Raw genomic sequence first — 19,929 nt, 5'->3', positions numbered from 1 at the left:
TATTTGCAAGAAGTTGCTGAGTTTCGTATGCCGAAGTCCGTATTATATGGAAGAAATTCGCTTGAAAAGCTGGGGGAACAATCTAAGAAGTTGGGGAAAAGAGCGTTTATAGTTACTGATACAATTATGGAGAATTTAGGATATGTTGAGACGTGTATACAACAATTAAATACGAAAGGTATTACTGTTATTACATATAATAAAGTAAATGCTGAGCCTACAAATATACACGTGTTAGAAGCGTTAACACTTTGTAAAGAAGGAAAGTGTGATTTTATTATTGGTATTGGCGGTGGAAGTTGTATTGATGCAGCGAAAGCAGTTGCGGTGTTATATACAAATGGTGGAGAAGTGGAAGATTATGTCCAAAAGGATATAGAAATAGACAATGATCCGCTACCACTAATTGCAATCCCAACAACTTCTGGTACTGGATCGGAAGTAACAAGTGTAGCAGTAATTACGAATAAACGAACAGATGTAAAAATGATGATGAAACACCCGAGTTTTACCCCACAAGTAGCGATTATTGACCCAATTTTAACACGTTCGGTGCCACCTAATATTACAGCAGCAACAGGGATAGATGCATTATGTCATGCAGTCGAAGCATATATTTCTAAAGTTTCACAATCACTTACCGATGTACTTGCACTTTCCGCAATTGAAAGTATTATGAAATATTTACGTATTGCATATGAAGATGGAGAGAATATGGAGGCAAGAGAAGCAATGATGATTGCGTCCTTACAAGCTGGAATCGCATTTTCAAATGCATCTGTTACGCTAGTTCATGGAATGTCCAGGCCGGTAGGGGCATTATTTCATGTACCACATGGTATATCCAATGCAATACTATTACCTACAGTTTTAGAATATACAAAGGTTAGTGCAGTAAAAAGACTAGCGGAAATAGGACGTTGTTTAAATAAAGATATGTATTCCTATTGTGATGAAGAAGTAGCGGACTACACGCTCGGGGAAATAAAAAAACTTTGTTTTGATCTTCGTATTCCAAATTTAAAAGAATACGGAATTGGTGAGGTTGAATTTGAAAAAGCTATTTCTAAAATGGCATCAGATGCAATTGAAAGTGGAAGTCCAGCAAATAATCCACGTGTGCCATCATATGATGAAATTAAACAGTTGTATCGAGAGTGTTTTCATTATCAATATGAAGATTCTATAATAATATTAGATAATTAATTTCAGAATATTCTTATAAAATTTCCTTGGAAATAGTTAAAACAAGACTTTATATTACAAACGTAAAGTCTTGTTTTATTATGTATAATATACATAATAAAATGTTGTAATTAGTTTTAAAAAACAGTATAAGGTGGGTGGGTTGTTGTAATGAAAACAATAGGTTTAATTGGTGGTATGAGTTGGGAATCGACTTCTGAATATTATCGAATCATAAATGAAGAAATAAAAGAGAGATTAGGAGGGTTACATTCAGCAAAATGTATGATTCATAGTGTGGACTTTGAAGAGATTGAACGATTCCAGTCTAACGGAGATTGGAATGGAGCAGGAGAAGTATTAGGGAATGCAGCATATTCATTACAAAAGGGAGGAGCCGATTTTATAATTATTTGCACAAATACAATGCATAAAGTAGTTGAGAAAATAAAGGAGAATATTCATATTCCAGTTTTACATATCGCTGATGCGACTGCAAAAGAAATTAAAAGGAAAGATATTCAAAAGGTTGGTTTACTTGGAACTAAATATACAATGGAGCAAGACTTTTATAAATTACGCATAGAAGAAAATCATATAAAAGTAATGGTTCCATCAAAAAAAGATAGAGAGAAGGTAAACGAAGTAATATATACAGAATTATGTTTAGGAAAGATAACATCTCAATCTAGGGAGTATTATAAAAGAGTAATAGAAGAGCTAGTACAAGAAGGGGCCCAAGGGATCATATTAGGTTGTACAGAAATAGGATTATTAATAAAGCAGGAAGACGTACTAGTTCCGATATTCGACACAACTCATATACATGCGGTTGAAGCAGTTAATTTTGCTTTACAAAATAGATTATAATTATATTATGTAACCTAGTTCTTGTGTGTGGAAAACATTCAGAAAATACTTTATAATGTAAGTGGTTACATTTAAGGGGGAATGCGTATGTTTTCAGTTCAACCAATCGCATTTGTACATAATGAAAGAAAGGAAATAAAAGATGATGAGTGGGGAGAAGTAAGATCCTATATTACTTTAACTGAAATGTATACAGAAGAAAGTATACAAGGGATTGAAGATTTTTCTCATATTGAAGTTGTTTTTTATTTTCATAAAGTAACTGATGAACAAATTCAATATTTTGCTAGACACCCTAGAAATAATCATGATTATCCTAAAGTAGGCATTTTTGCACAGCGCGGGAAAAACCGTCCGAATCGCATAGGAGCAACGATTGTAAAGGTGATAAAAAGAGAAGGGAAATCAATTATTGTTGAGGGGTTAGATGCTATTGATGGCACCCCTATATTGGATATAAAGCCGATAATGAAAGAGTTTATGCCAAAAGAAGAAATTCTACAGCCTAAATGGGCAACGGATATAATGAGACAGTATTGGAAGGGGAATGGAGTAAAATGAGAATATATGAGGCAACAATTGCAGATTTAGATGGACTAGCATCAGTTTTTAATAACTATCGTATGTTTTATAGACAAGATTCCGATATAGAAGGAGCAAAAGTATTTTTACGAAATCGAATTGAGAGAAAAGAATCTGTTATTTTCGTGGCAGTTGAAGATGGTGAATATGTTGGATTCACGCAATTATATCCATCATTTTCTTCCATTTCGATGAAAGAATTATGGATTTTAAATGATCTATTTGTACAAGCTACTAAGCGCGGGGCAGGAACAGGAAAAAAATTATTAGAAGCGGCTAAAGAATTCGCCTTAGAAAATGGTGCAAAAGGTGTAAAATTACAAACAGAGATTGATAATTTATCAGCACAGCGATTATACGCTGAAAATGGTTATTTGAGAGATAATCGTTATTTCCATTATGAATTAACATTTTAAAAAATATAAGATGAAAAGGGACGTTTCCATTGTGAAAATGTCTCTTTTCATTTGTATTATAGTTGATTTAAAATCCAATTTGTAGCATCTTCAAAGTTTTCTGCAATGTAGTTTGGTTCAATATGTGCCCATTTGTCTCGGTACGTATGTAAAGCATCATATCCAGCGCCTGTTCGAACTAATATCGTCGTCGCATGTACTGTTGCTCCTGCAACGATATCGGTCCAGCGATCACCAATTACAGCACATTTTGTTAAATTAAGTCCATGTTTTTCGGCTGCTTGTAGCAGCATACCTGTACTTGGTTTGCGGCATTCACAACCATCACCGTGTTTGTGAGGACATATGTAAATATCATCAAAGCCGAAACCTTCTAATTCTTGTGCAAAATCAGCAACAGTCGCTATCCCGCCTGCGATACCTGGCTGGTTTGTGAAAGAGAAAATTTTTATATTTTGATCCTTTAGTTTTTGCAGAGCTGCTTTTGTAAAAGGAAATAATGTAAAAGAACCTGGATAATGTATTGTAGTGTCACCACCAATTGTACCGTCACGATCAATAAAAATAGCTTCGATGTTTGTCATAGTTTTAGTCCTTTCCATGTATAAGTAGTTTAAAAATGTTTTACAAATCGATACCCATTCACTTCATATCCTTATTTTTTATAAAAAGGATGTGCTTCTACTCTTTTTGTTCCACTAACTAGCCATGTACCAATGCAATTATGTTTTTGGCTAATTGTTCTGCATAATCCATTAATACTTGTCCAATGCCTTTCCGTCGTATTGTAGAATCAACGCTAATAATTGAAATTTCCCCATAACGAGTTATAACTTCTAATTTTTTACGTATACAAAATAGAGGAACCTTTTAATTCTGTTGTTAAAGAGCAAAGTGCATCTATATCGTCTATCGTAGCTTCACGAATTTGAAAAGACGTATTATCCACTCCAATTAAATGTAATCAAACATTAAGTATTCTGTTAAAAAATATTTATTCCTGCTATGAAAATAAATATTTTATAATGATATATAGATAGTTATATGTTATTCTTTTCCTAGTTTGTATTGGAAATGGAAAGAAGGGGAATGTATGTTAGACGTGAATATCCGCACTGCCGGATATGATATAGGGGAAAAGACAATCCATGATATTGCCTTTTCAATTGAAAAAGGTGAATTAGTTGCACTTATTGGTGCGAATGGTGCTGGGAAGAGTACGACGATTAAAACGATGCTCGGTTTACTTGTAAATATGAATGGTGAAATATCATTTGGTGAAAAGAAAAATCCTTATGCATACGTGCCGGAACACCCGACATATTATGATTATTTGACGCTTTGGGAACATATCGAACTATTAATGGCTGCTCGCGAGAATGAAGTAGGAAGCTGGGAAAGAAAAGCAGAAGAGTTATTACATATGTTTCGAATGGATAAACATAAACATGAGTATTTATCAAAGTTTTCAAAAGGTATGAAACAAAAATCGATGCTCATTTTGGCATTTTTAACTGAACCAGATTTTTATATCATTGATGAACCTTTTATCGGTTTAGATCCAGTAGCTACGAAAGAGTTTTTAAGTTATTTATATAAAGAAAAAGAACGTGGCGCAGGTATTTTACTTTGTACGCACGTATTAGACACAGCTGAAAGAATTTGTGAGAGATTTTTACTCATTTCACAAGGTACATTAGTCGCAGATGGACATCTAGAATCTATCCAAACGTTAGCGGAAATGCCAGGGAGTTCATTATTAGACTGTTTTGATGTAATTGTAAGGCGTGAACAGCATGATTAAACAACAATTTTATAAAAGATTGCGTCATGAACTGGGACGGAAATGGAAGTCTATACGTTCTATAACTGATTGGACAGTCGCGCTATATATTATTATTCCAGCACTTATATTTATGGGGATTTATTATCGTTCACTATGGATAGAAGAATTATTGATGGGAGAGACAGTTTATTTTGGGTTAGGTCTACTCGCATTTTATGTGATTACATATTCGAGAGGAGTTCGCTCATTTTTTGAACAAGCGGATAGTTTATTTTTAATTTCGTATCCCACTCACATGCAAAAGTTAATCCAGTATGGCATGACATATACGTTAATTCGAATAGCGATAACGAATGTAGTGGTAGTAGTTGCTATGTTACCAGTGTTGATGAAAAGTATTGGAGTGACGAAAGTACAAATCGTATTATTTTGGATATTCTTTACTGCATTTCGATTTATGTTGTCGTTGTTAACGAGATTTATTCATATACGTGTGGGAAAACGATGGCTACTATGGATTGTAAAAAATGTGATATTTTCTATAAGTCTATCTTTTTTTGGATTGAGTCTGTTTCTTATTTATAAAAATCCCTTTTATTCTATACTATGTATCGGTCTAGCAGTTTTATTAATCATCGCATTGATAAAAGAAAAACTAAATTATAAAAATTGCTTTTTTAAAGAAGTTGAGAAAGAGAAAGAAGAAAGTATGCGCTGGACGAGTGGAATTATGCAAGTTGGTGGCCATGCGGCTAAACCAAGTAGTTCGAATAAAAAGCCGTGGATGTTTCCGCGTTCTAAAAAGTTTTTAGGAAAGAAAAAGGATTCTCGTATTGTTGAATCCTTTTTAAAAGAATTTTTCCGTACAAGTAGTGCACGAATATTTTATATTCAAATTGTATGTATAAGTACTGTCAGTATTATCATGAGTCCGAGATGGATTGCAGCTATTATTCTTGTATTTGCTTTAGTTGCAATTTCTCGTTATGCGCGCGATTATTGGAATGAATTTTCGGAAAAAATGTTTCTTCATTTATATTGTGATGAAGGAAAATTACTACTGTTAAGATGGAAGGCAGATCGCTATTTATTACTTCCAGTACTACTTTTGTATGGAATAGTTATACTTTCTCATTTTTATTTATTACCAGCTGTAATTGCCGGGATTCTTTTTATAGTTTGGATTAGTTGGATTGTATTTTTACCATAAAAAAAGAGCCGGAAAATGGCTCTTTTTCTAATCTGTCACACATTGATAAAGAAAATATACTAAAACGAGTATGCTTGCGGCGGAATACATGACATCTAAAGACATATGATCGCCTCCTCATTATTGTTGTATTGATATTGTATGAAATCTTACAATTTCATATTCAAGTGAAAAATATGTGAACGTTAACAAAATTGTAAAGTGCAAAAATTACAATCATTTTGTATAATAGAAGAAACAACCGTTATTTAAAATATAATGAGTGAAAGGGGAGGGAACATACATGCCAAATTGGTTTAGAAAAACCTTAGTCGCATTAATTACCGTATTTACATTTGGTTTAGTGACGCCTCCTTCCATATTGCTTGATAATGCCAAAGCTGCGGACAAGCCTACGAGCACAGCTGGGCAACAAAATTTGGAGAGTACGTCCTATACATATGAAGAAACGAATGACAGGTTAACCACCGATACTTTTATTACGTATGCAATGCAAGAAGCAGAGAAACAGTCGATGCAAAAGTTTGGCACTAAAATTGGCCCAGTAATTGAAGATGAGTTTAAAGATGTAATATTACCGAAAATTGAAGAGGCAATTGCTGAACTTGCCAATGATGTACCAGAAGATTCGCTACAATCATTAGCGATTTCTCAAAAACCAGCTGGTGGGAATAATGAAAAAATCTTTCACGTTTATGACACGAAATCAGGAAATGACTTATTGCGATTTCATGTAAGGAGAGATCATCCACCGCAAGATGGTTACTATTTTAATTTCCACTATCACCGTTTTGATGATGGGTACTCTGGACACCATGAGTTAGGGAATATTTATTGGAATACGAATGTACCACCAAAGTGGCTTTCTTAAAAAGAACAAGAGAAAATCTTGTTCTTTTTTTATGTGTATAGAAGGGTAAGACAACTACGGTGTTGAATAAGATAGGTTTAGAAAAAAGAAGTAAAGGGAGTATGGGAATGCAAAAATACATTGTTTTTGATTTTGATGGCACATTAGTAGATTCACAAAATATATTTGTACCAATTTATAATCAAATTGCTGAAAAGCACGGATATAAAACGGTAAGGGAAGAAGAAATTGAGTATTTACGTAAATTAACGATGCCAGAAAGATGTAAACAACTCGATGTACCACTATATAAACTACCGATATTAGCGCTGGAATTTTATAAATTGTATCAACCTGCTATAAAAGATCTCATTTTGTTCCATGGCATGAAGGATGTATTAGATGAACTCCATAAAAAAGGATACGGAATTGCAGTCATATCATCGAACTCAGAAGAGCATATTCGGGCGTTTTTACACAATAATAATATAGAAAATATACAAGAAGTATATTGTTCTAAAAATTTGTTCGGTAAAGATAAAATGATAAAAAGATTTTTAAAATCGAAAAAAATAACAGAGAAAGATATGTTATACGTCGGTGATGAACAGCGAGACGTAGCAGCGTGTAAAAAGGCTGGGGTGAATGTAATTTGGGTATCTTGGGGGTATGATGTTATTGAAACAGTGAAAAAAGATGCACCAGATTATATGGTCAATACACCAATGGAAATTGTACAAGTAGTACAAGGGGCGTATTCTTAATATGAATACACTTCGAGCAGGCATTCATCATATTGAATTTTGGGTAGCGAATTTAGAGGGATCCATTTCTTTTTACGATATGTTGTTTTCCATAATTGGATGGAGAAAGTTAAATGAAGTATCATATAGTACGGGAGAAAGTGAAATATATTTTAAAGAAGTAGATGAGGAAATCGTAAGGACGTTAGGTCCTAGACATATTTGTTACCAAGCTATTCATAGAGAAGTAGTTAATGAGGTAGCAGAGTTTCTTTCTAGTACGAAAATAAAGATAATACATGGTCCGATTGAAATGAATCATTATTCGGAAGGGTATTATACAATTGATTTTTATGATCCGAATGGGTTTATTATAGAAGTAGCGTATACACCAAATGTAGAAATGTAAGGGGAATATACATGAAAACAATTACAGCATGGCAAAACAATATACAAATAGTAAAAGATGCAGCAAATATTGAAGAAATTTCTAAAGGTTTCTCACCTGATAAGAAATATATAGTTACGACAATTGATAATGAAAAATATTTGTTACGGATTGGCGATATAAAAGAGTATGAAAGAAGGAAAATAGAATTTCAAATTTTAAATGAAATGGTAAAACGTAACGTACAGGCACAAAGGCCGATTGAAATAGGTATATTGGAAGAAGAAGGTGTATATAGTATTTTCTCATATATAGAAGGGGAAGATGCGAAGAAGCTATTGCCTACGTATTCACCAAAAGAACAATATGAGATCGGTATAGAGGCAGGAAAAGATTTAGCAAAAATGCATACATATGAAGCTCCTAATGATATCCTTCCGTGGTATGAAAGAGCAATGAAAAAACATCGAAAATATGTAGAGGCATATAAAACGTGTGGAATAAAAGTAAAAAATGATGATAAAATCATTAAGTTTATAGATGAAAATGAAATATATGTAAAGAACCGTCCAAATCGATTTCAACACGATGATTTTCATTTAGAGAATATAATTGTACGAGATGGGAAATATGTAGGTGTTGTTGATTTTAATGGCTACGACTGGGGCGACCCACTTCATGATTTCGTAAAAATTGCACTATTTGCAAGGGACATTAGTATTCCTTATTCAATTGGACAAATAGAAGGATACTTTTGTGGGAGAATACCAGAGGAGTTCTGGAAATTATATGCGGTGTACGTTGGCATGACAGTTTTCTCATCAGTTGTCTGGTCATTACGAGCAGCACCACATATGTTAGAGGATACGTTAGAACGCCTTACTATCGTTTTAGAGGATCATAAAAACTTTGAGTTATTAAAGCCAATCTGGTTTCAACCAGAAAAGATTGATATGAAATAGAAAAGGTAGGTGTGATTCACATCTACCTTTTTTTATTTACCATTCTTCGTTTTGAAGCAGTTGTAATGCTAACTTTAAATCTACATCTTTTTGTATATGTTCCGGAGTCCACGGGATATGTATATGCGGTTGTATGCCAATTCCGGACATTCCTTCGCCTTTATCTATAATAGAAAGCCGTGAAGTAGGGTAGTAAAGAGCGAATGTATCAGCCCATTCCATTACAGCTAAATTAGAATAATCATTTAAACCAGCAGTAGGACGACCTATTACTTTTACTTTCGATGATTTTTTTGCAACTTCTACAAAAGAATCACCAGAACTTCCACATGTCACATCTGTTAAGATGACTACTCTATTAGGTGATTTTCTTCCGTGTATTTTTAATGATTGAAGTTCTTTTGGTAAATCAGAAGGATCGACTGTAACGAATCCTTTTTTATAATTCTTTTTTAAATCTTGAATAAATATATCAGTGAATAATTTAGAAAGTTCGTCTAAAGAATCATAATCTTCCATTTCGATGTCTTTCATACGTAAATGAAAGTTTCGTTCTGTATGGTTTAATTGCATTGTATCTGAAGAATCGAAAAGGGAAATCTCTTTGTCTTCGAATATGTAAGGAAGTAATTTAAAAAATGCATCATCGCTCCCGCCACGATTCAAACGCACATCTATTATTAAGTTTGGAAAAGTATTAAGCTCGTCTTTATGTGAGTCTAATAATTTATTAATAGCTTCAGCATTTGTGAAGTCCGTCAAAGTAATTAAAAGTGTATCTTTATTATGCTGTTTAAATGAATAAATAGGCGTGTATTCATTTTGTTTATACTTTTGTAAAGTAATTGTTTCCGTCAATCCATCTTCATCTATAAGTGTACAATTGGATGATTTTAATAAAACATAATCCCATTTTTCGCGTTCATATGAAGTTTCGTTTAAATACTTTTTATATTTTATTAATAGCTCAGGAATTTTCATATGATCTATTGCAAGAATAGATTGTCCTTTTTTCACTCTTACTTCATGTGAAGTGGATGTAATATATAGGCGGTCTTCGTATCTTTTCACTTGGAAGCCAACACTGTTAAGAGGTTGATTGTTAGAGTACATTTTGAAAAACATATGATTATCTTTAAATTCTAGTAAGTAATCACGTACAATTTCAGTAAATTGTACTGGTGTCAGTTCTCCGTGTTTCTCTAATTTCTCGATTGTCTGTAAATAAGTAGTAGGATCGTCCCATCCTTTTTTATCAATACAACCGGAATAATCGTGATGAGTAATCGAAACAACTTCTTTGAAAATTTCTGTGTACACAGCTTTTCCTCCTGATAATTTAATTAGCTGAATAATAGAATTCTGTATCCTTTACGTATTATCCTTTTTTGAGATGGATAATTTAAAGGGAAATAAAGGGATGTGTTATCATCCCTCTATTAAAATATTTATTTAATTTTCTTAAATGCAAGCGGCTGCGTACTTAACATAGCAGGCACATGTAACTGAAGGGATGGGAATTCACCACTCACATTCATTTCATAAGAGAATAATAAACTCATTTTCATTTGGAATAAATCAACTTCTGCTGAGAAAATGTCATAGTGATGATGCCCTAATTGAATGTCCATCTCCATAAATTGTACATATAACGAATCATTTCGTTTGTATACTTGCAATGTTCCGTATGCAGGATGTTCAAAAGTACCAGTATAATCCTCTAATTTGTGAGAAGGTGTAGTCCCTTTAATTTGTTCAGGAAGGGATTCGGTTGTTTCTTTCATCATTTCCTTCATTTTTTCAGTATCTTCTACGGCACGTTTATGCCAGTCGATGGATTTTAATCCGAGTAGCTCGTCGTAAATTTGGTTAGCAAGATATATTGGCAGTAATGTACCTCCAGCATTTGTTAATATAACAAGACCTATATTTTCATTTGGCATAAATGAAACAAACGCTGAAAATCCGTCGATATTACCACCATGATGAATCAATTTATAACCACGATAAGCGCTAATAAACCAACCAAGACCGTAACTATTTAATGGAGATTCAGGAAGTGATAAAACTGGTTGATCTGGAATGGAATTATGTGGTGTAGACAGTTGTTGTAATAATTCAGGAGAGATTAGCTCGTGATCTCCAAATTTCCCTTTGTTTAAGTGAAGAAGTACCCAATTTGCCATATCTTCAATTGTAGAATTAATACACCCAGCAGCGCCAACTGTATCGATGTTACGGAATGGAACTTCTTTAATTTCACCTTCCTTTTCAATGTAAGGTAAAGCATAATCATCTGTAGTTTGTGAATCTGTAACAGAGAAGTTTGTTTGATCCATATTTAAAGGATCTAAAATATGCTCTGTAACGTATTGTTCCCACGTTTGATTCGTAATGTTTTCTACAATATAACTCATTGTTGCATACATTAAGTTGTTATAAAGGAATGCTGTACGGAACGGAGCATCAAGTGATAAATGTTTTATTTTTTCTACTAAATCTTTTCGAGTTAAAGAAGAGTTGTACCAAAGAGCATCATGACGACTTACCCCAGTGCGATGAGAAGCTAAGTCTCGTCCTGTAACTTGTGAGCTAGCAAGTAGTTCAGATAAAGAGAAGTTAGGTATATAAGTCTGGACAGGAGTATCCCAATTAAACTTTTTTTGCTGTGCTAATAAACTTAATGAAAGTGTGCCAAAAGCTTTCGTTGAGGAACCAATTGCGAACCGAGTATTTGGTGTAACAGCCTCTTTTGTCTCTATATTACGATAGCCGAAACCTTCTGAAATAATAACTTCACCGTCTTTTATAATAGCTACAGCAGCACCAGGAACATTTAAATCCTTCATCATTTTTTCAACCATTGTTTGTAAAGAAGTCATAACAGGAGTTTCAATTTTAGACATACTTCTAACCTCCAAATATAAATTTTGTTCTACCGCACTATACTTTCGGTAATAGAAAATAAAAACCTTTATAAATGTGGAAAGTTAATAATTTTGTAAGAATTATTGAAATGAAATTTTATTAATCAAGATTATTAAATTCACTGTTTTTCATGTTATGATAAATTTCATATACGATTGAAAGAAGGTTTTACTACATATGAAACATGCTGAATATGAATACTTAAATTTATGCCGCCATGTAATGGAGCATGGTACGAAGAAAGAAGATCGTACAGGGACAGGCACTGTATCTGTATTTGGATATCAAATGCGTTTTGATCTAAGTAAAGGTTTTCCTTTATTAACGACAAAGAGAGTGCCGTTTCGCCTTGTAGCAAGTGAGCTGCTTTGGTTTATGAAAGGTGATACAAATATTCGCTATTTATTGCAGCATAATAATAACATTTGGAATGAATGGGCATTTAAGAGCTGGGTAGAAAGTGACGAGTATACTGGTCCTGACATGACTGATTTCGGTCTTCGCTCACAACAAGATGAGGAATTTAAAGTACAGTACGATGAGCAAATGGAATTGTTTAAAAAGAACGTTTTAGAAGATGATGATTTCTCAAATAAATATGGTTATTTAGGAGACGTATACGGTAAGCAGTGGCGTGCTTGGAAAACGACAGCTGGTGAGACGCTTGATCAATTAAAAGATGTAATTGAAATGATTAAAAAAACGCCAGACTCACGTCGTCTAATTGTTTCTGCTTGGAATCCTGAAGATGTACCAAGTATGGCATTACCACCTTGTCATACGCTATTTCAGTTTTATGTAGCAGACGGTAAACTTTCTTGTCAGCTATATCAAAGAAGTGGGGATATATTCCTTGGAATCCCATTTAACATTGCAAGTTACTCGCTATTAACACATTTAATTGCACATGAATGCGGACTTGAAGTGGGAGAATTTGTTCATACAATTGGAGATGCACACATTTATACGAATCATTTTGAGCAAGTAGAAAAGCAATTGGCACGTGAACCACGTCCGTTCCCGAAACTTACATTAAATCCAGATGTAAAATCTGTGTTTGATTTTGAAATGGGAGATTTAACGATTGAAGGATATGATCCGCACCCAGCAATTAAAGCATCGGTTGCAGTGTAATTGTAGAGGAGATGAAAAGATGATAGTTTCATTTATGGTCGCAATGGACGAGAATAGAGTAATTGGTAAAGATAATAATTTACCTTGGCGTTTACCGAGTGAATTACAATATGTAAAGAAAACAACGATGGGTCATTCGCTTATTATGGGAAGAAAAAACTATGAAGCGATTGGTAGACCACTGCCTGGAAGACGTAATATTATTGTAACTCGTAATGAAGGGTATCATGTTGAAGGCTGTGAAGTAGCACATTCTGTAGAAGAAGTGTTTGAACTATGCAAAAATGAAGAAGAGATTTTTATTTTTGGCGGAGCGCAAATTTATGATCTCTTTTTACCTTACGTAGACAAGTTATATATAACAAAAATCCATCATGCATTTGAAGGAGATACATTCTTCCCAGAAATGGATATGACAAATTGGAAAGAAATTTTTATTGAAAAAGGTTTAACGGATGAAAAAAATCCGTATACGTACTATTATCATGTATATGAAAAGCAACAATAATAATAGAGGTTGATGTGAGTATTCGCATCAATCTTTTTATTTGTATCCGTTAATATAGGTTTATAGATGAGATTCGATAGTGCTATAATGAATGGTAGCATGTAAAAATGCTAAAATTTTCAAGAGTATTAAGATAGAAAGAGGAGGAGAATCGATTGAGAAAGATATGGGGGATTCTTTTTCTTTGCTTAACATTCATGTTAGTCGGATGTGGTAAAGAAGAAAAACCACAAGAAGCATTTGATACATATGCAAAAGCATGGAATAAACAAAAATTTGCAGAAATGTATGATCAATTATCAGAAAAGGCAAAAAAAGATATTTCAAAGAAAGAATTCACTGAGAAATATGAAAAAATTTATTCTGGCATTGAAGTGAAAGATTTAAAAGTAGAAACAGGGGAAGTAAAAGAAGATAAAAAAGATGAAGGTCCTGTTCCTTTTAAAGTAAGCATGGATACAGTGGGTGGAAAAATCACTTTCGGCCATGAAGCAAAGATGGTGAAAGAAAAAGATGGAGATAAAGAATCTTGGAAAGTAGATTGGACTCCTGATTTTATATTCCCAGGTATGACAAAAGATAGTAAAGTGCGTATGCAAACGACAGAGCCAAAACGTGGTGAAATATATGATCGTAATGGAAAAGGTCTTGCAACGAATGGGAAAGCTTCTGAAATCGGATTGATTCCTGAAGATTTAGGCGATACTGCTCCGCAAACGAAAGAAACAGTAGCGAAGTTATTAAATATGTCTGTAGAAGAAATTGATCAAAAATTAGCTGCTAAATGGGTAAAACCAGGCTATCTCGTACCAATTGGAATTTTGCCTGAAGGGGCAACGCAAAATACGTACATTGATTTACCGGGTGTTTCAACAAAACCTGTAAATGTTCGTACATATCCGTTAGGGGAAGCGGCAGCTCATCTGACTGGTTATATTGGAAAAGTAAATGCTGAAGATTTAAAAACGCTACAAAAGAAAGGCTATCAAGCGGATGATCCAGTTGGTAAAGCTGGTTTAGAGCAAGTATTAGAGGAAAAGCTACGTGGTAAAAAAGGCGGCCGTGTCTTTGTAGAAGATGCACAAGGGAAAGAAATTAAAAATTTGGCAAAAACAGATGCTGTTGATGGGGAAAATGTAACTTTAACGATCGATAGTGCTGTTCAAGAAAAAACTTATAATGAAATGAAAGGCGAGGCGGGTTCAAGTGCGGCAATTAATCCGAAAAGTGGAGAAACACTTGCACTTGTAAGTAGCCCAGCATATGATCCCAACATAATTGCAAGAGGGACATCAAAAGCACAACGTGAAGCGTGGAATAATAATCCGAAAAAACCGATGACGAATCGATTTACACAATTATCAGTTCCAGGATCTGTATTTAAGCCGATTACAGCTGCAATCGGTCTTGAAACGAAAACAATTGATCCAAAAGAAGAGTTGAAAATTGAAGGATTAAAATGGACAAAAGATTCTTCTTGGGGTAATTATTATGTAACGCGTGTAAAAGATGCAAATCCGATTGATTTTGATAAGGCGATGAAATACTCGGATAATATTTATTTCGCACAAGAAGCTTTGAAAATCGGGAAAGATAAATTTATGAGTGAAGCGAAAAAGTTCGGATTCGATGAGAAATTACCAATTGAATATGGATTCCCAGCTTCTAAAATCGCAAATGATGGTATTAAAAATGATATTCAAATGGCAGACACAGGTTATGGACAAGGGCAAGTATTAATGACTCCACTCCATCTAGCATTAACGTACGCACCAATTGTTAATGATGGAAATATACCTTCTCCATATATTATTAAAACAGATAAGCAACCAAAAGTTTGGAAAGAGAATGTCATTTCAAAAGGCAATCAGGATATATTAAAAACTGCTATGACGAAAGTAATTAATGATCCAGATGGTACTGGGAAAATTGCTAAGATTGATGGAATGACTCTTGCTGGAAAAACAGGTACAGCCGAATTAAAAGTATCAAAAGAGGCCGAAGGAAAAGAACTAGGCTGGTTCGCTGCATTTGATTTAAATTCACCAGATATGGTCATTACGATGATGATTGAAGATGTAAAAGGTAGAGGCGGAAGTAACATTCCTGCTGAAAAAGTGAAACATGTTTTTCAAAAATAGAAATTGAGGAAAACTATCTCCATGAAATGTGGAGGTAGTTTTTTTGTTTTACGAAAAATGTATTGAAGATATTAATTATTAACTTACGAAAAAAAAGTAGCTATTTTTATTGACATTAATAATAACTTTTTGTATTATACTTACATAAGGTAAGTTATTTACTTTAAAATTATGAATCTCAAATTAAAGATAAAATGTATAAAAGGGAGAGAATACAATGACAAAAGTACTATTTATTACAGCAAATCCAAATTCAGCAGAAGGTTCTTACGGAATGGCAGTAGGGGAAGCTTTCATCGAAGCTTATAAAAACGAACATCCACAAGACGAAGTTGTAACAGTTGATCTATTCAACACTACAGTACCAGCAATCGATGCAGATGTATTCGCTGCTTGGGGTAAATTTGCAGCAGGTGAAGGCTTTGAAACTTTAACTGAAGTTCAACAACAAAAAGTTGCAGCAATGAACACAAACTTAGAAACATTTATGCATGCAGACCGTTATGTATTCGTAACTCCAATGTGGAACTTTAGCTATCCACCAGTAGTAAAAGCATACTTAGACAACTTAGCAATCGCGGGTAAAACATTCAAGTATACTGAAAATGGTCCAGTTGGCTTATTAGAAGGCAAAAAAGCACTTCACATTCAAGCGACAGGTGGCGTTTATTCTGAAGGAGCATATGCAGCTGTAGACTTCGGCCGCAATCACTTAAAAACAGTATTAGGATTCATCGGTGTAAATGATACTGAATATATTGCAGTTGAAGGTATGAATGCCAACCCTGAAAAAGCACCAGAAATTAAAGAAGCAGCAATTGCTAATGCTCGTGAATTAGCAAAACGTTTCTAATATAGAATACTTAAAAATGTCCAAGCACTTGTTGTTTGGACATTTTTTCTTCTTTTTCCTTCGTTTGTCTAGTATAATGAAGGTCGGAATGATAATAGGTGGGGGTTCTGTATGATTCAAACGTTTTTTAAAATCTTTTATTTAATTTTAATCGTAATTGCGATTACACCGAGAATGTGGCGTCTGAAAAGACAAGTAAATACGATGTCGCCACAAGAAAAAGATAATGCTGTGTATAAAACGACAAATTGGTTTGGTAAGAAAATGGTACGAGTAGCTGGTGGGGCAGTTGAAGTAAAGGGACTGGAAAATGTTCCAAAAGATAAACCGGTACTAGTTGTAAGTAATCACCAGAGTAATATGGATATCCCTGTTTTACTAGGTTACTTAAATAAACCAATTGGATTCGTTTCAAAAGCAGAGATTAAAAAGTTCCCAGTTGTACCAACCTGGATGGAACTTATGAATTGTGTATTTATGAATCGTAATGATCGTCGTCAATCACTTCAAGCGATTAAAGATGGTATTGAGCTATTAAAAAATGGACATTCTATCGTAATTTTCCCAGAAGGGACAAGAAGTAAAGGTGGCGAAATTGGAGAGTTTAAGGCTGGAAGTTTTCACCTTGCAGTAAAATCTGGTGTAGCAATCTTACCTGTAACATTGGATGGGACATATAAAATGTTTGAAGCGAATGGAAACCGTATGAAACGAGCTCATGCAACAGTAACAATTTCTAAGCCGATTACACCTGAAGAGTATGCGAATATGGATATTAAAGAGTTAACGAAGCATACACAAGATGTTATCGCATCACAATTACATAAGTAAAAAAAGGTTTCAGCTTATATAAGCTGAAACCTTTTTTTATGCTGTAGGTAAGACATAAAAGAGTACGCAGAAAAACATCATTGCACTACCACCTAAAACGAAAAGATGCCAAATGGCATGATTGAAAGGCAACTTTTCCCAAAGAAAGAATATAGCCCCTACAGAATATAAAATTCCGCCCGCTAAAAGTAGTGAAAAACCATGTCCAGTTAGATTTTCATAAAGTGGTTTAATAGCAACGATTATAAGCCATCCCATAATGATATAACATAACGTTGATGCTTTAATAAAGCGACGTACAAAGAAAATTTTGAAGATGATACCCCCGATTGCTAGTGTCCATATAATAGCGAGTAACGTCCAGCCTAATGGTCCACGAAGCGTAATCAGTAAAAAAGGAGTATATGTGCCAGCGATTAATAAATAAATGGCTGAGTGATCTAGTATAGTAAATAATTTTTCTACTTTTGGATGGTGAATGCTATGTAACAATGTCGAAAACAAGTACAGTAAGAACATGCTTACACCATAAACCGTAAATGCAACTACAGCAGATGCGGTACCATGCTTAGAGGCATGAATAATCAATATAATTAAGGCAGGGATGCTTAAAATGGCACCGATACCATGTGTAATTGCATTTGCAATTTCTTCTTTCACAAAATGTGTCATTCGTGTCATTTTTTCAGTCATAATGCAAATCCTTTCTACTATCATAAAATAATATGTCGTTTCCCTTACCATATCATACACAAGGGCAATAGAAAATGAAATTTGTATAATTGATTATATTTTTGAATTTTTTTGACAAAAGGCAATGGATTTGTTGACGTTTTCAAACTTTTTTGACAAAATAAAATTATGCAATAGTAGGACAAGGAATCTACTAATAAAGGGGATGGAGAAATGTTTTCAAATATTGGCTTTCCAGGATTAATTTTAATTTTAGTAGCTGTACTCATATTGTTTGGGCCGAAAAAATTGCCAGAAATAGGAAAGGCTTTAGGGGAAACGTTAAAAGAATTCAAAAAATCAACGAAAGAATTGACTGATGATGCATTTCAAGAGAAGGAAAAGAAAGAAAAAATGTAATGAATTTTCTTCGAAATGGATAAATAAAGTGTGGTGAACGAGATGGAAGATCGGGAAATGAGCGTAGTAGAACATATTGTTGAGCTTCGCAAACGAGTAATATATACAGTGCTATCCTTTGTACTATTTTTAATTATCGGATTTACATTTACGAAGGATATTTATTTTTGGCTTGTAAAAGACTTACCAATGAAATTAACTGTTCTCGGTCCAAGTGATATATTGTGGATTTTTTTCTCGATTGCTACAGTATTTGCTATCGTTTGTACAATTCCTTTTGCTGCTATACAAATTTGGTTATTTGTAAAACCGGGTTTACATCCAAATGAACAAAAAATGACAGTCATGTATATACCGGTATTGTCTATATTATTTATTGCAGGTTTATGTTTTGGATATTTCGTTGTAATGCCGTTTTTATTTCATTTTTTAACTACGATAGGTAATGAAATGTTTAATACAATGTTTACGACAGAAAAGTATTTTCATTTTGTTCTTAATTTAACAGTTCCATTTGCTGTAATTTTTGAATTGCCTGTAGTTGTCATGTTTTTAACGAGTATTGGACTATTGACGGCGGAATTTCTAATGAAAATAAGAAGGTACGCTTACGTAGCATTGATTATCATTGCATCATGTATATCACCGCCTGATTTTTTATCACATAGTTTAGTAGCGGTACCGCTTATTTGTATTTATGAAATTAGTATCGTTTTATCAAAGATTGTTAGTAAGCGAAAAAAGAAAAGAGATGAAGAAATACAGTCGAAAAGTGCCTCGTTATAAAGGCACTTTTTTTATTTAGTTGTTATACTATAGCTATAAACGTATACAATATAAAGAAGAAAAAAATTATAGAATCTCCAAAATTTAGACAAACTTTGCGCTTTACTAAGTTTATACTAAAATCAGTAAGCGATATACGGATAACGAGATTCCTGTCTTATCGGATATGTAGGACGGAGGATGGATTAGGTGGAGATGAATAGAGTATAAATCTTCTAACCAAAAGGACTACAGGGATTGACTAAGAGTACTTTTGTATTCATAGAAGTCTCCACTTTAAACAACGTGTTACAGCGTAAAGTTGAGGAAGTTCAAAAATCCAATGAAAAAGAGGATTGATATTGTGATTACGAAAAGTTTTTATTTCACTCATTCAACAGGGGATTGTATTAAAATATTCGAAATCCCTGTCCTACAGGCACAGCATCCATTATCGTTTCTAATTCAGTCTCGTCTTCAATTATTTATTGCAAAAATTCAAAAACAAAAGCACCCAAGATTTTCGTATTCTTTCCGTGAATATTTGCAAAATTGTTTGAAGTGGAATGATTATTTAAATGTATATAAAACAAATACCCTTGAAAAAAATGCATGATACGGAGTATGGACAGGGTTAGTAAACTCTGTCTTTTTCATTTTAGGTATAAAAATATAATTAATTTGG

Annotated in this window: 22 protein-coding genes and 1 pseudogene; 18 read left to right on the top strand and 5 right to left on the bottom strand. The window is 33.7% G+C overall.

Translation table 11 applies throughout. The features are described 5' to 3' along the window. Positions 1–3 precede the first annotated feature (3 nt). From eutG to ACTFOB_RS03380, 4 genes are all read left to right on the top strand, one after another. Positions 4–1,206 (top strand): alcohol dehydrogenase EutG, encoded by a 1,203-nt coding sequence (gene eutG / locus ACTFOB_RS03395; RefSeq protein WP_440024796.1) that lies wholly within the window; start codon positions 4–6, stop codon positions 1,204–1,206. Positions 1,207–1,356: 150 nt separating this feature from the next. After that, on the top strand, positions 1,357–2,055 hold the full coding sequence (locus tag ACTFOB_RS03390; protein ID WP_440024498.1) for an aspartate/glutamate racemase family protein: 699 nt from the start codon (positions 1,357–1,359) through the stop codon (positions 2,053–2,055). A gap of 87 nt (positions 2,056–2,142) precedes the next feature. Then, positions 2,143–2,616, top strand: a complete 474-nt coding sequence (locus tag ACTFOB_RS03385) for an SAM-dependent methyltransferase (RefSeq protein ID WP_440024497.1) — start codon at positions 2,143–2,145, stop codon at positions 2,614–2,616. Further along, complete coding sequence (locus ACTFOB_RS03380) at positions 2,613–3,053, top strand: N-acetyltransferase family protein (RefSeq protein ID WP_429604914.1); 441 nt, start codon at positions 2,613–2,615, stop codon at positions 3,051–3,053. Before ACTFOB_RS03385 ends, ACTFOB_RS03380 begins: the two co-directional genes overlap by 4 nt. 56 nt (positions 3,054–3,109) lie before the next feature. On the opposite strand, the gene ACTFOB_RS03375 is transcribed toward ACTFOB_RS03380, so the two are convergent. Together ACTFOB_RS03375 and ACTFOB_RS03370 are read right to left on the bottom strand one after the other, a co-directional pair. Beyond that, positions 3,110–3,637 (bottom strand): HAD-IIIA family hydrolase, encoded by a 528-nt coding sequence (locus tag ACTFOB_RS03375; protein ID WP_440024496.1) that lies wholly within the window; start codon positions 3,635–3,637, stop codon positions 3,110–3,112. A 71-nt stretch (positions 3,638–3,708) separates the two neighbouring features. Next, positions 3,709–4,002: pseudogene (locus ACTFOB_RS03370) on the bottom strand (GNAT family N-acetyltransferase). A gap of 144 nt (positions 4,003–4,146) precedes the next feature. On the opposite strand from ACTFOB_RS03370, the gene ACTFOB_RS03365 reads away from it, so the two are divergent. The 6 genes from ACTFOB_RS03365 to ACTFOB_RS03340 all read left to right on the top strand — a co-directional run bounded on the left by ACTFOB_RS03365 (position 4,147) and on the right by ACTFOB_RS03340 (position 8,992). Continuing rightward, positions 4,147–4,857 carry an ABC transporter ATP-binding protein gene (locus ACTFOB_RS03365; protein WP_440024495.1) on the top strand — a complete coding sequence of 237 codons (711 nt, stop codon included), beginning with the start codon at positions 4,147–4,149 and terminating at the stop codon, positions 4,855–4,857. Beyond that, entirely contained in the window at positions 4,850–6,049 is a 1,200-nt protein-coding gene (locus tag ACTFOB_RS03360) for an ABC transporter permease (RefSeq protein WP_440024494.1), read from the top strand. The genes ACTFOB_RS03365 and ACTFOB_RS03360 overlap by 8 nt, the downstream gene beginning before the upstream one ends. Before the next feature lie 283 nt (positions 6,050–6,332). Continuing rightward, a complete protein-coding gene (locus ACTFOB_RS03355) occupies positions 6,333–6,920 on the top strand; it encodes a YpjP family protein (RefSeq protein WP_001134412.1) in 588 nt (195 codons plus the stop codon). A 107-nt stretch (positions 6,921–7,027) separates the two neighbouring features. Beyond that, the gene (locus ACTFOB_RS03350; protein WP_440024493.1) at positions 7,028–7,663 is read left to right on the top strand and encodes an HAD family hydrolase; all 636 of its coding nucleotides are present in this window, start codon (positions 7,028–7,030) and stop codon (positions 7,661–7,663) included. A gap of 1 nt (position 7,664) precedes the next feature. Continuing rightward, on the top strand, positions 7,665–8,051 hold the full coding sequence (locus tag ACTFOB_RS03345) for a VOC family protein (RefSeq protein WP_440024492.1): 387 nt from the start codon (positions 7,665–7,667) through the stop codon (positions 8,049–8,051). 11 nt (positions 8,052–8,062) lie between these two features. Continuing rightward, positions 8,063–8,992 carry an aminoglycoside phosphotransferase family protein gene (locus ACTFOB_RS03340; RefSeq protein ID WP_440024491.1) on the top strand — a complete coding sequence of 310 codons (930 nt, stop codon included), beginning with the start codon at positions 8,063–8,065 and terminating at the stop codon, positions 8,990–8,992. Positions 8,993–9,028: 36 nt separating this feature from the next. Here the strand turns inward: ACTFOB_RS03340 and ACTFOB_RS03335 are convergent, their stop codons facing one another. Further along, positions 9,029–10,312 carry a S41 family peptidase gene (locus ACTFOB_RS03335; protein ID WP_440024489.1) on the bottom strand — a complete coding sequence of 428 codons (1,284 nt, stop codon included), beginning with the start codon at positions 10,310–10,312 and terminating at the stop codon, positions 9,029–9,031. Positions 10,313–10,440: 128 nt separating this feature from the next. Beyond that, entirely contained in the window at positions 10,441–11,898 is a 1,458-nt protein-coding gene (locus ACTFOB_RS03330) for a serine hydrolase (protein WP_440024487.1), read from the bottom strand. 199 nt (positions 11,899–12,097) lie between these two features. Between ACTFOB_RS03330 and ACTFOB_RS03325 the strand changes: the two genes are divergently transcribed. The 5 genes from ACTFOB_RS03325 (at position 12,098) to ACTFOB_RS03305 (ending at position 17,387) form a co-directional block, all read left to right on the top strand. Continuing rightward, positions 12,098–13,054, top strand: a complete 957-nt coding sequence (locus tag ACTFOB_RS03325) for a thymidylate synthase (RefSeq protein ID WP_440024485.1) — start codon at positions 12,098–12,100, stop codon at positions 13,052–13,054. A 19-nt stretch (positions 13,055–13,073) separates the two neighbouring features. Continuing rightward, positions 13,074–13,562 carry a dihydrofolate reductase gene (locus ACTFOB_RS03320; RefSeq protein ID WP_440024483.1) on the top strand — a complete coding sequence of 163 codons (489 nt, stop codon included), beginning with the start codon at positions 13,074–13,076 and terminating at the stop codon, positions 13,560–13,562. A gap of 155 nt (positions 13,563–13,717) precedes the next feature. After that, on the top strand, positions 13,718–15,703 hold the full coding sequence (gene pbpC, locus ACTFOB_RS03315) for a penicillin-binding protein 3 (RefSeq protein WP_440024481.1): 1,986 nt from the start codon (positions 13,718–13,720) through the stop codon (positions 15,701–15,703). A gap of 217 nt (positions 15,704–15,920) precedes the next feature. Then, complete coding sequence (locus ACTFOB_RS03310) at positions 15,921–16,556, top strand: FMN-dependent NADH-azoreductase (RefSeq protein WP_440024479.1); 636 nt, start codon at positions 15,921–15,923, stop codon at positions 16,554–16,556. Between the two features lie 111 nt (positions 16,557–16,667). Beyond that, positions 16,668–17,387 (top strand): lysophospholipid acyltransferase family protein, encoded by a 720-nt coding sequence (locus tag ACTFOB_RS03305; RefSeq protein ID WP_440024476.1) that lies wholly within the window; start codon positions 16,668–16,670, stop codon positions 17,385–17,387. Between the two features lie 36 nt (positions 17,388–17,423). Here ACTFOB_RS03305 and trhA read toward each other — a convergent pair whose 3' ends face one another. Next, positions 17,424–18,080, bottom strand: coding sequence for a PAQR family membrane homeostasis protein TrhA (trhA, locus tag ACTFOB_RS03300; RefSeq protein ID WP_000136877.1), 657 nt, complete (start codon positions 18,078–18,080; stop codon positions 17,424–17,426). A 213-nt stretch (positions 18,081–18,293) separates the two neighbouring features. Between trhA and ACTFOB_RS03295 the strand changes: the two genes are divergently transcribed. From ACTFOB_RS03295 to ACTFOB_RS03285, 3 genes are all read left to right on the top strand, one after another. After that, positions 18,294–18,479 carry a twin-arginine translocase TatA/TatE family subunit gene (locus tag ACTFOB_RS03295; protein ID WP_000492443.1) on the top strand — a complete coding sequence of 62 codons (186 nt, stop codon included), beginning with the start codon at positions 18,294–18,296 and terminating at the stop codon, positions 18,477–18,479. A 42-nt stretch (positions 18,480–18,521) separates the two neighbouring features. After that, positions 18,522–19,265 carry a twin-arginine translocase subunit TatC gene (gene tatC, locus ACTFOB_RS03290; RefSeq protein WP_440024474.1) on the top strand — a complete coding sequence of 248 codons (744 nt, stop codon included), beginning with the start codon at positions 18,522–18,524 and terminating at the stop codon, positions 19,263–19,265. Positions 19,266–19,608: 343 nt separating this feature from the next. Then, complete coding sequence (locus tag ACTFOB_RS03285; protein ID WP_000629012.1) at positions 19,609–19,860, top strand: DUF2535 family protein; 252 nt, start codon at positions 19,609–19,611, stop codon at positions 19,858–19,860. Positions 19,861–19,929 lie beyond the last annotated feature (69 nt).

Source organism: Bacillus cereus group sp. MYBK79-1 (assembly GCF_051915365.1).
Taxonomy (GTDB): domain Bacteria; phylum Bacillota; class Bacilli; order Bacillales; family Bacillaceae_G; genus Bacillus_A.
This window is presented reverse-complemented; position numbering and strand designations above follow the sequence as displayed.

Bases quoted from the DNA above. Each gene is read 5' to 3' on its own strand.
- ACTFOB_RS03390 (WP_440024498.1), top strand. From the start codon at position 1,357: ATGAAAACAATAGGTTTAATTGGTGGTATGAGTTGGGAATCGACTTCT.
- ACTFOB_RS03385 (WP_440024497.1), top strand. From the start codon at position 2,143: ATGTTTTCAGTTCAACCAATCGCATTTGTACATAATGAAAGAAAGGAA.
- ACTFOB_RS03380 (WP_429604914.1), top strand. From the start codon at position 2,613: ATGAGAATATATGAGGCAACAATTGCAGATTTAGATGGACTAGCATCA.
- ACTFOB_RS03375 (WP_440024496.1), bottom strand. From the start codon at position 3,637: ATGACAAACATCGAAGCTATTTTTATTGATCGTGACGGTACAATTGGT.
- ACTFOB_RS03365 (WP_440024495.1), top strand. From the start codon at position 4,147: ATGTTAGACGTGAATATCCGCACTGCCGGATATGATATAGGGGAAAAG.
- ACTFOB_RS03360 (WP_440024494.1), top strand. From the start codon at position 4,850: ATGATTAAACAACAATTTTATAAAAGATTGCGTCATGAACTGGGACGG.
- ACTFOB_RS03355 (WP_001134412.1), top strand. From the start codon at position 6,333: ATGCCAAATTGGTTTAGAAAAACCTTAGTCGCATTAATTACCGTATTT.
- ACTFOB_RS03350 (WP_440024493.1), top strand. From the start codon at position 7,028: ATGCAAAAATACATTGTTTTTGATTTTGATGGCACATTAGTAGATTCA.
- ACTFOB_RS03345 (WP_440024492.1), top strand. From the start codon at position 7,665: ATGAATACACTTCGAGCAGGCATTCATCATATTGAATTTTGGGTAGCG.
- ACTFOB_RS03340 (WP_440024491.1), top strand. From the start codon at position 8,063: ATGAAAACAATTACAGCATGGCAAAACAATATACAAATAGTAAAAGAT.
- ACTFOB_RS03330 (WP_440024487.1), bottom strand. From the start codon at position 11,898: ATGTCTAAAATTGAAACTCCTGTTATGACTTCTTTACAAACAATGGTT.
- ACTFOB_RS03325 (WP_440024485.1), top strand. From the start codon at position 12,098: ATGAAACATGCTGAATATGAATACTTAAATTTATGCCGCCATGTAATG.
- ACTFOB_RS03320 (WP_440024483.1), top strand. From the start codon at position 13,074: ATGATAGTTTCATTTATGGTCGCAATGGACGAGAATAGAGTAATTGGT.
- ACTFOB_RS03310 (WP_440024479.1), top strand. From the start codon at position 15,921: ATGACAAAAGTACTATTTATTACAGCAAATCCAAATTCAGCAGAAGGT.
- ACTFOB_RS03305 (WP_440024476.1), top strand. From the start codon at position 16,668: ATGATTCAAACGTTTTTTAAAATCTTTTATTTAATTTTAATCGTAATT.
- trhA (WP_000136877.1), bottom strand. From the start codon at position 18,080: ATGACTGAAAAAATGACACGAATGACACATTTTGTGAAAGAAGAAATT.
- ACTFOB_RS03295 (WP_000492443.1), top strand. From the start codon at position 18,294: ATGTTTTCAAATATTGGCTTTCCAGGATTAATTTTAATTTTAGTAGCT.
- tatC (WP_440024474.1), top strand. From the start codon at position 18,522: ATGGAAGATCGGGAAATGAGCGTAGTAGAACATATTGTTGAGCTTCGC.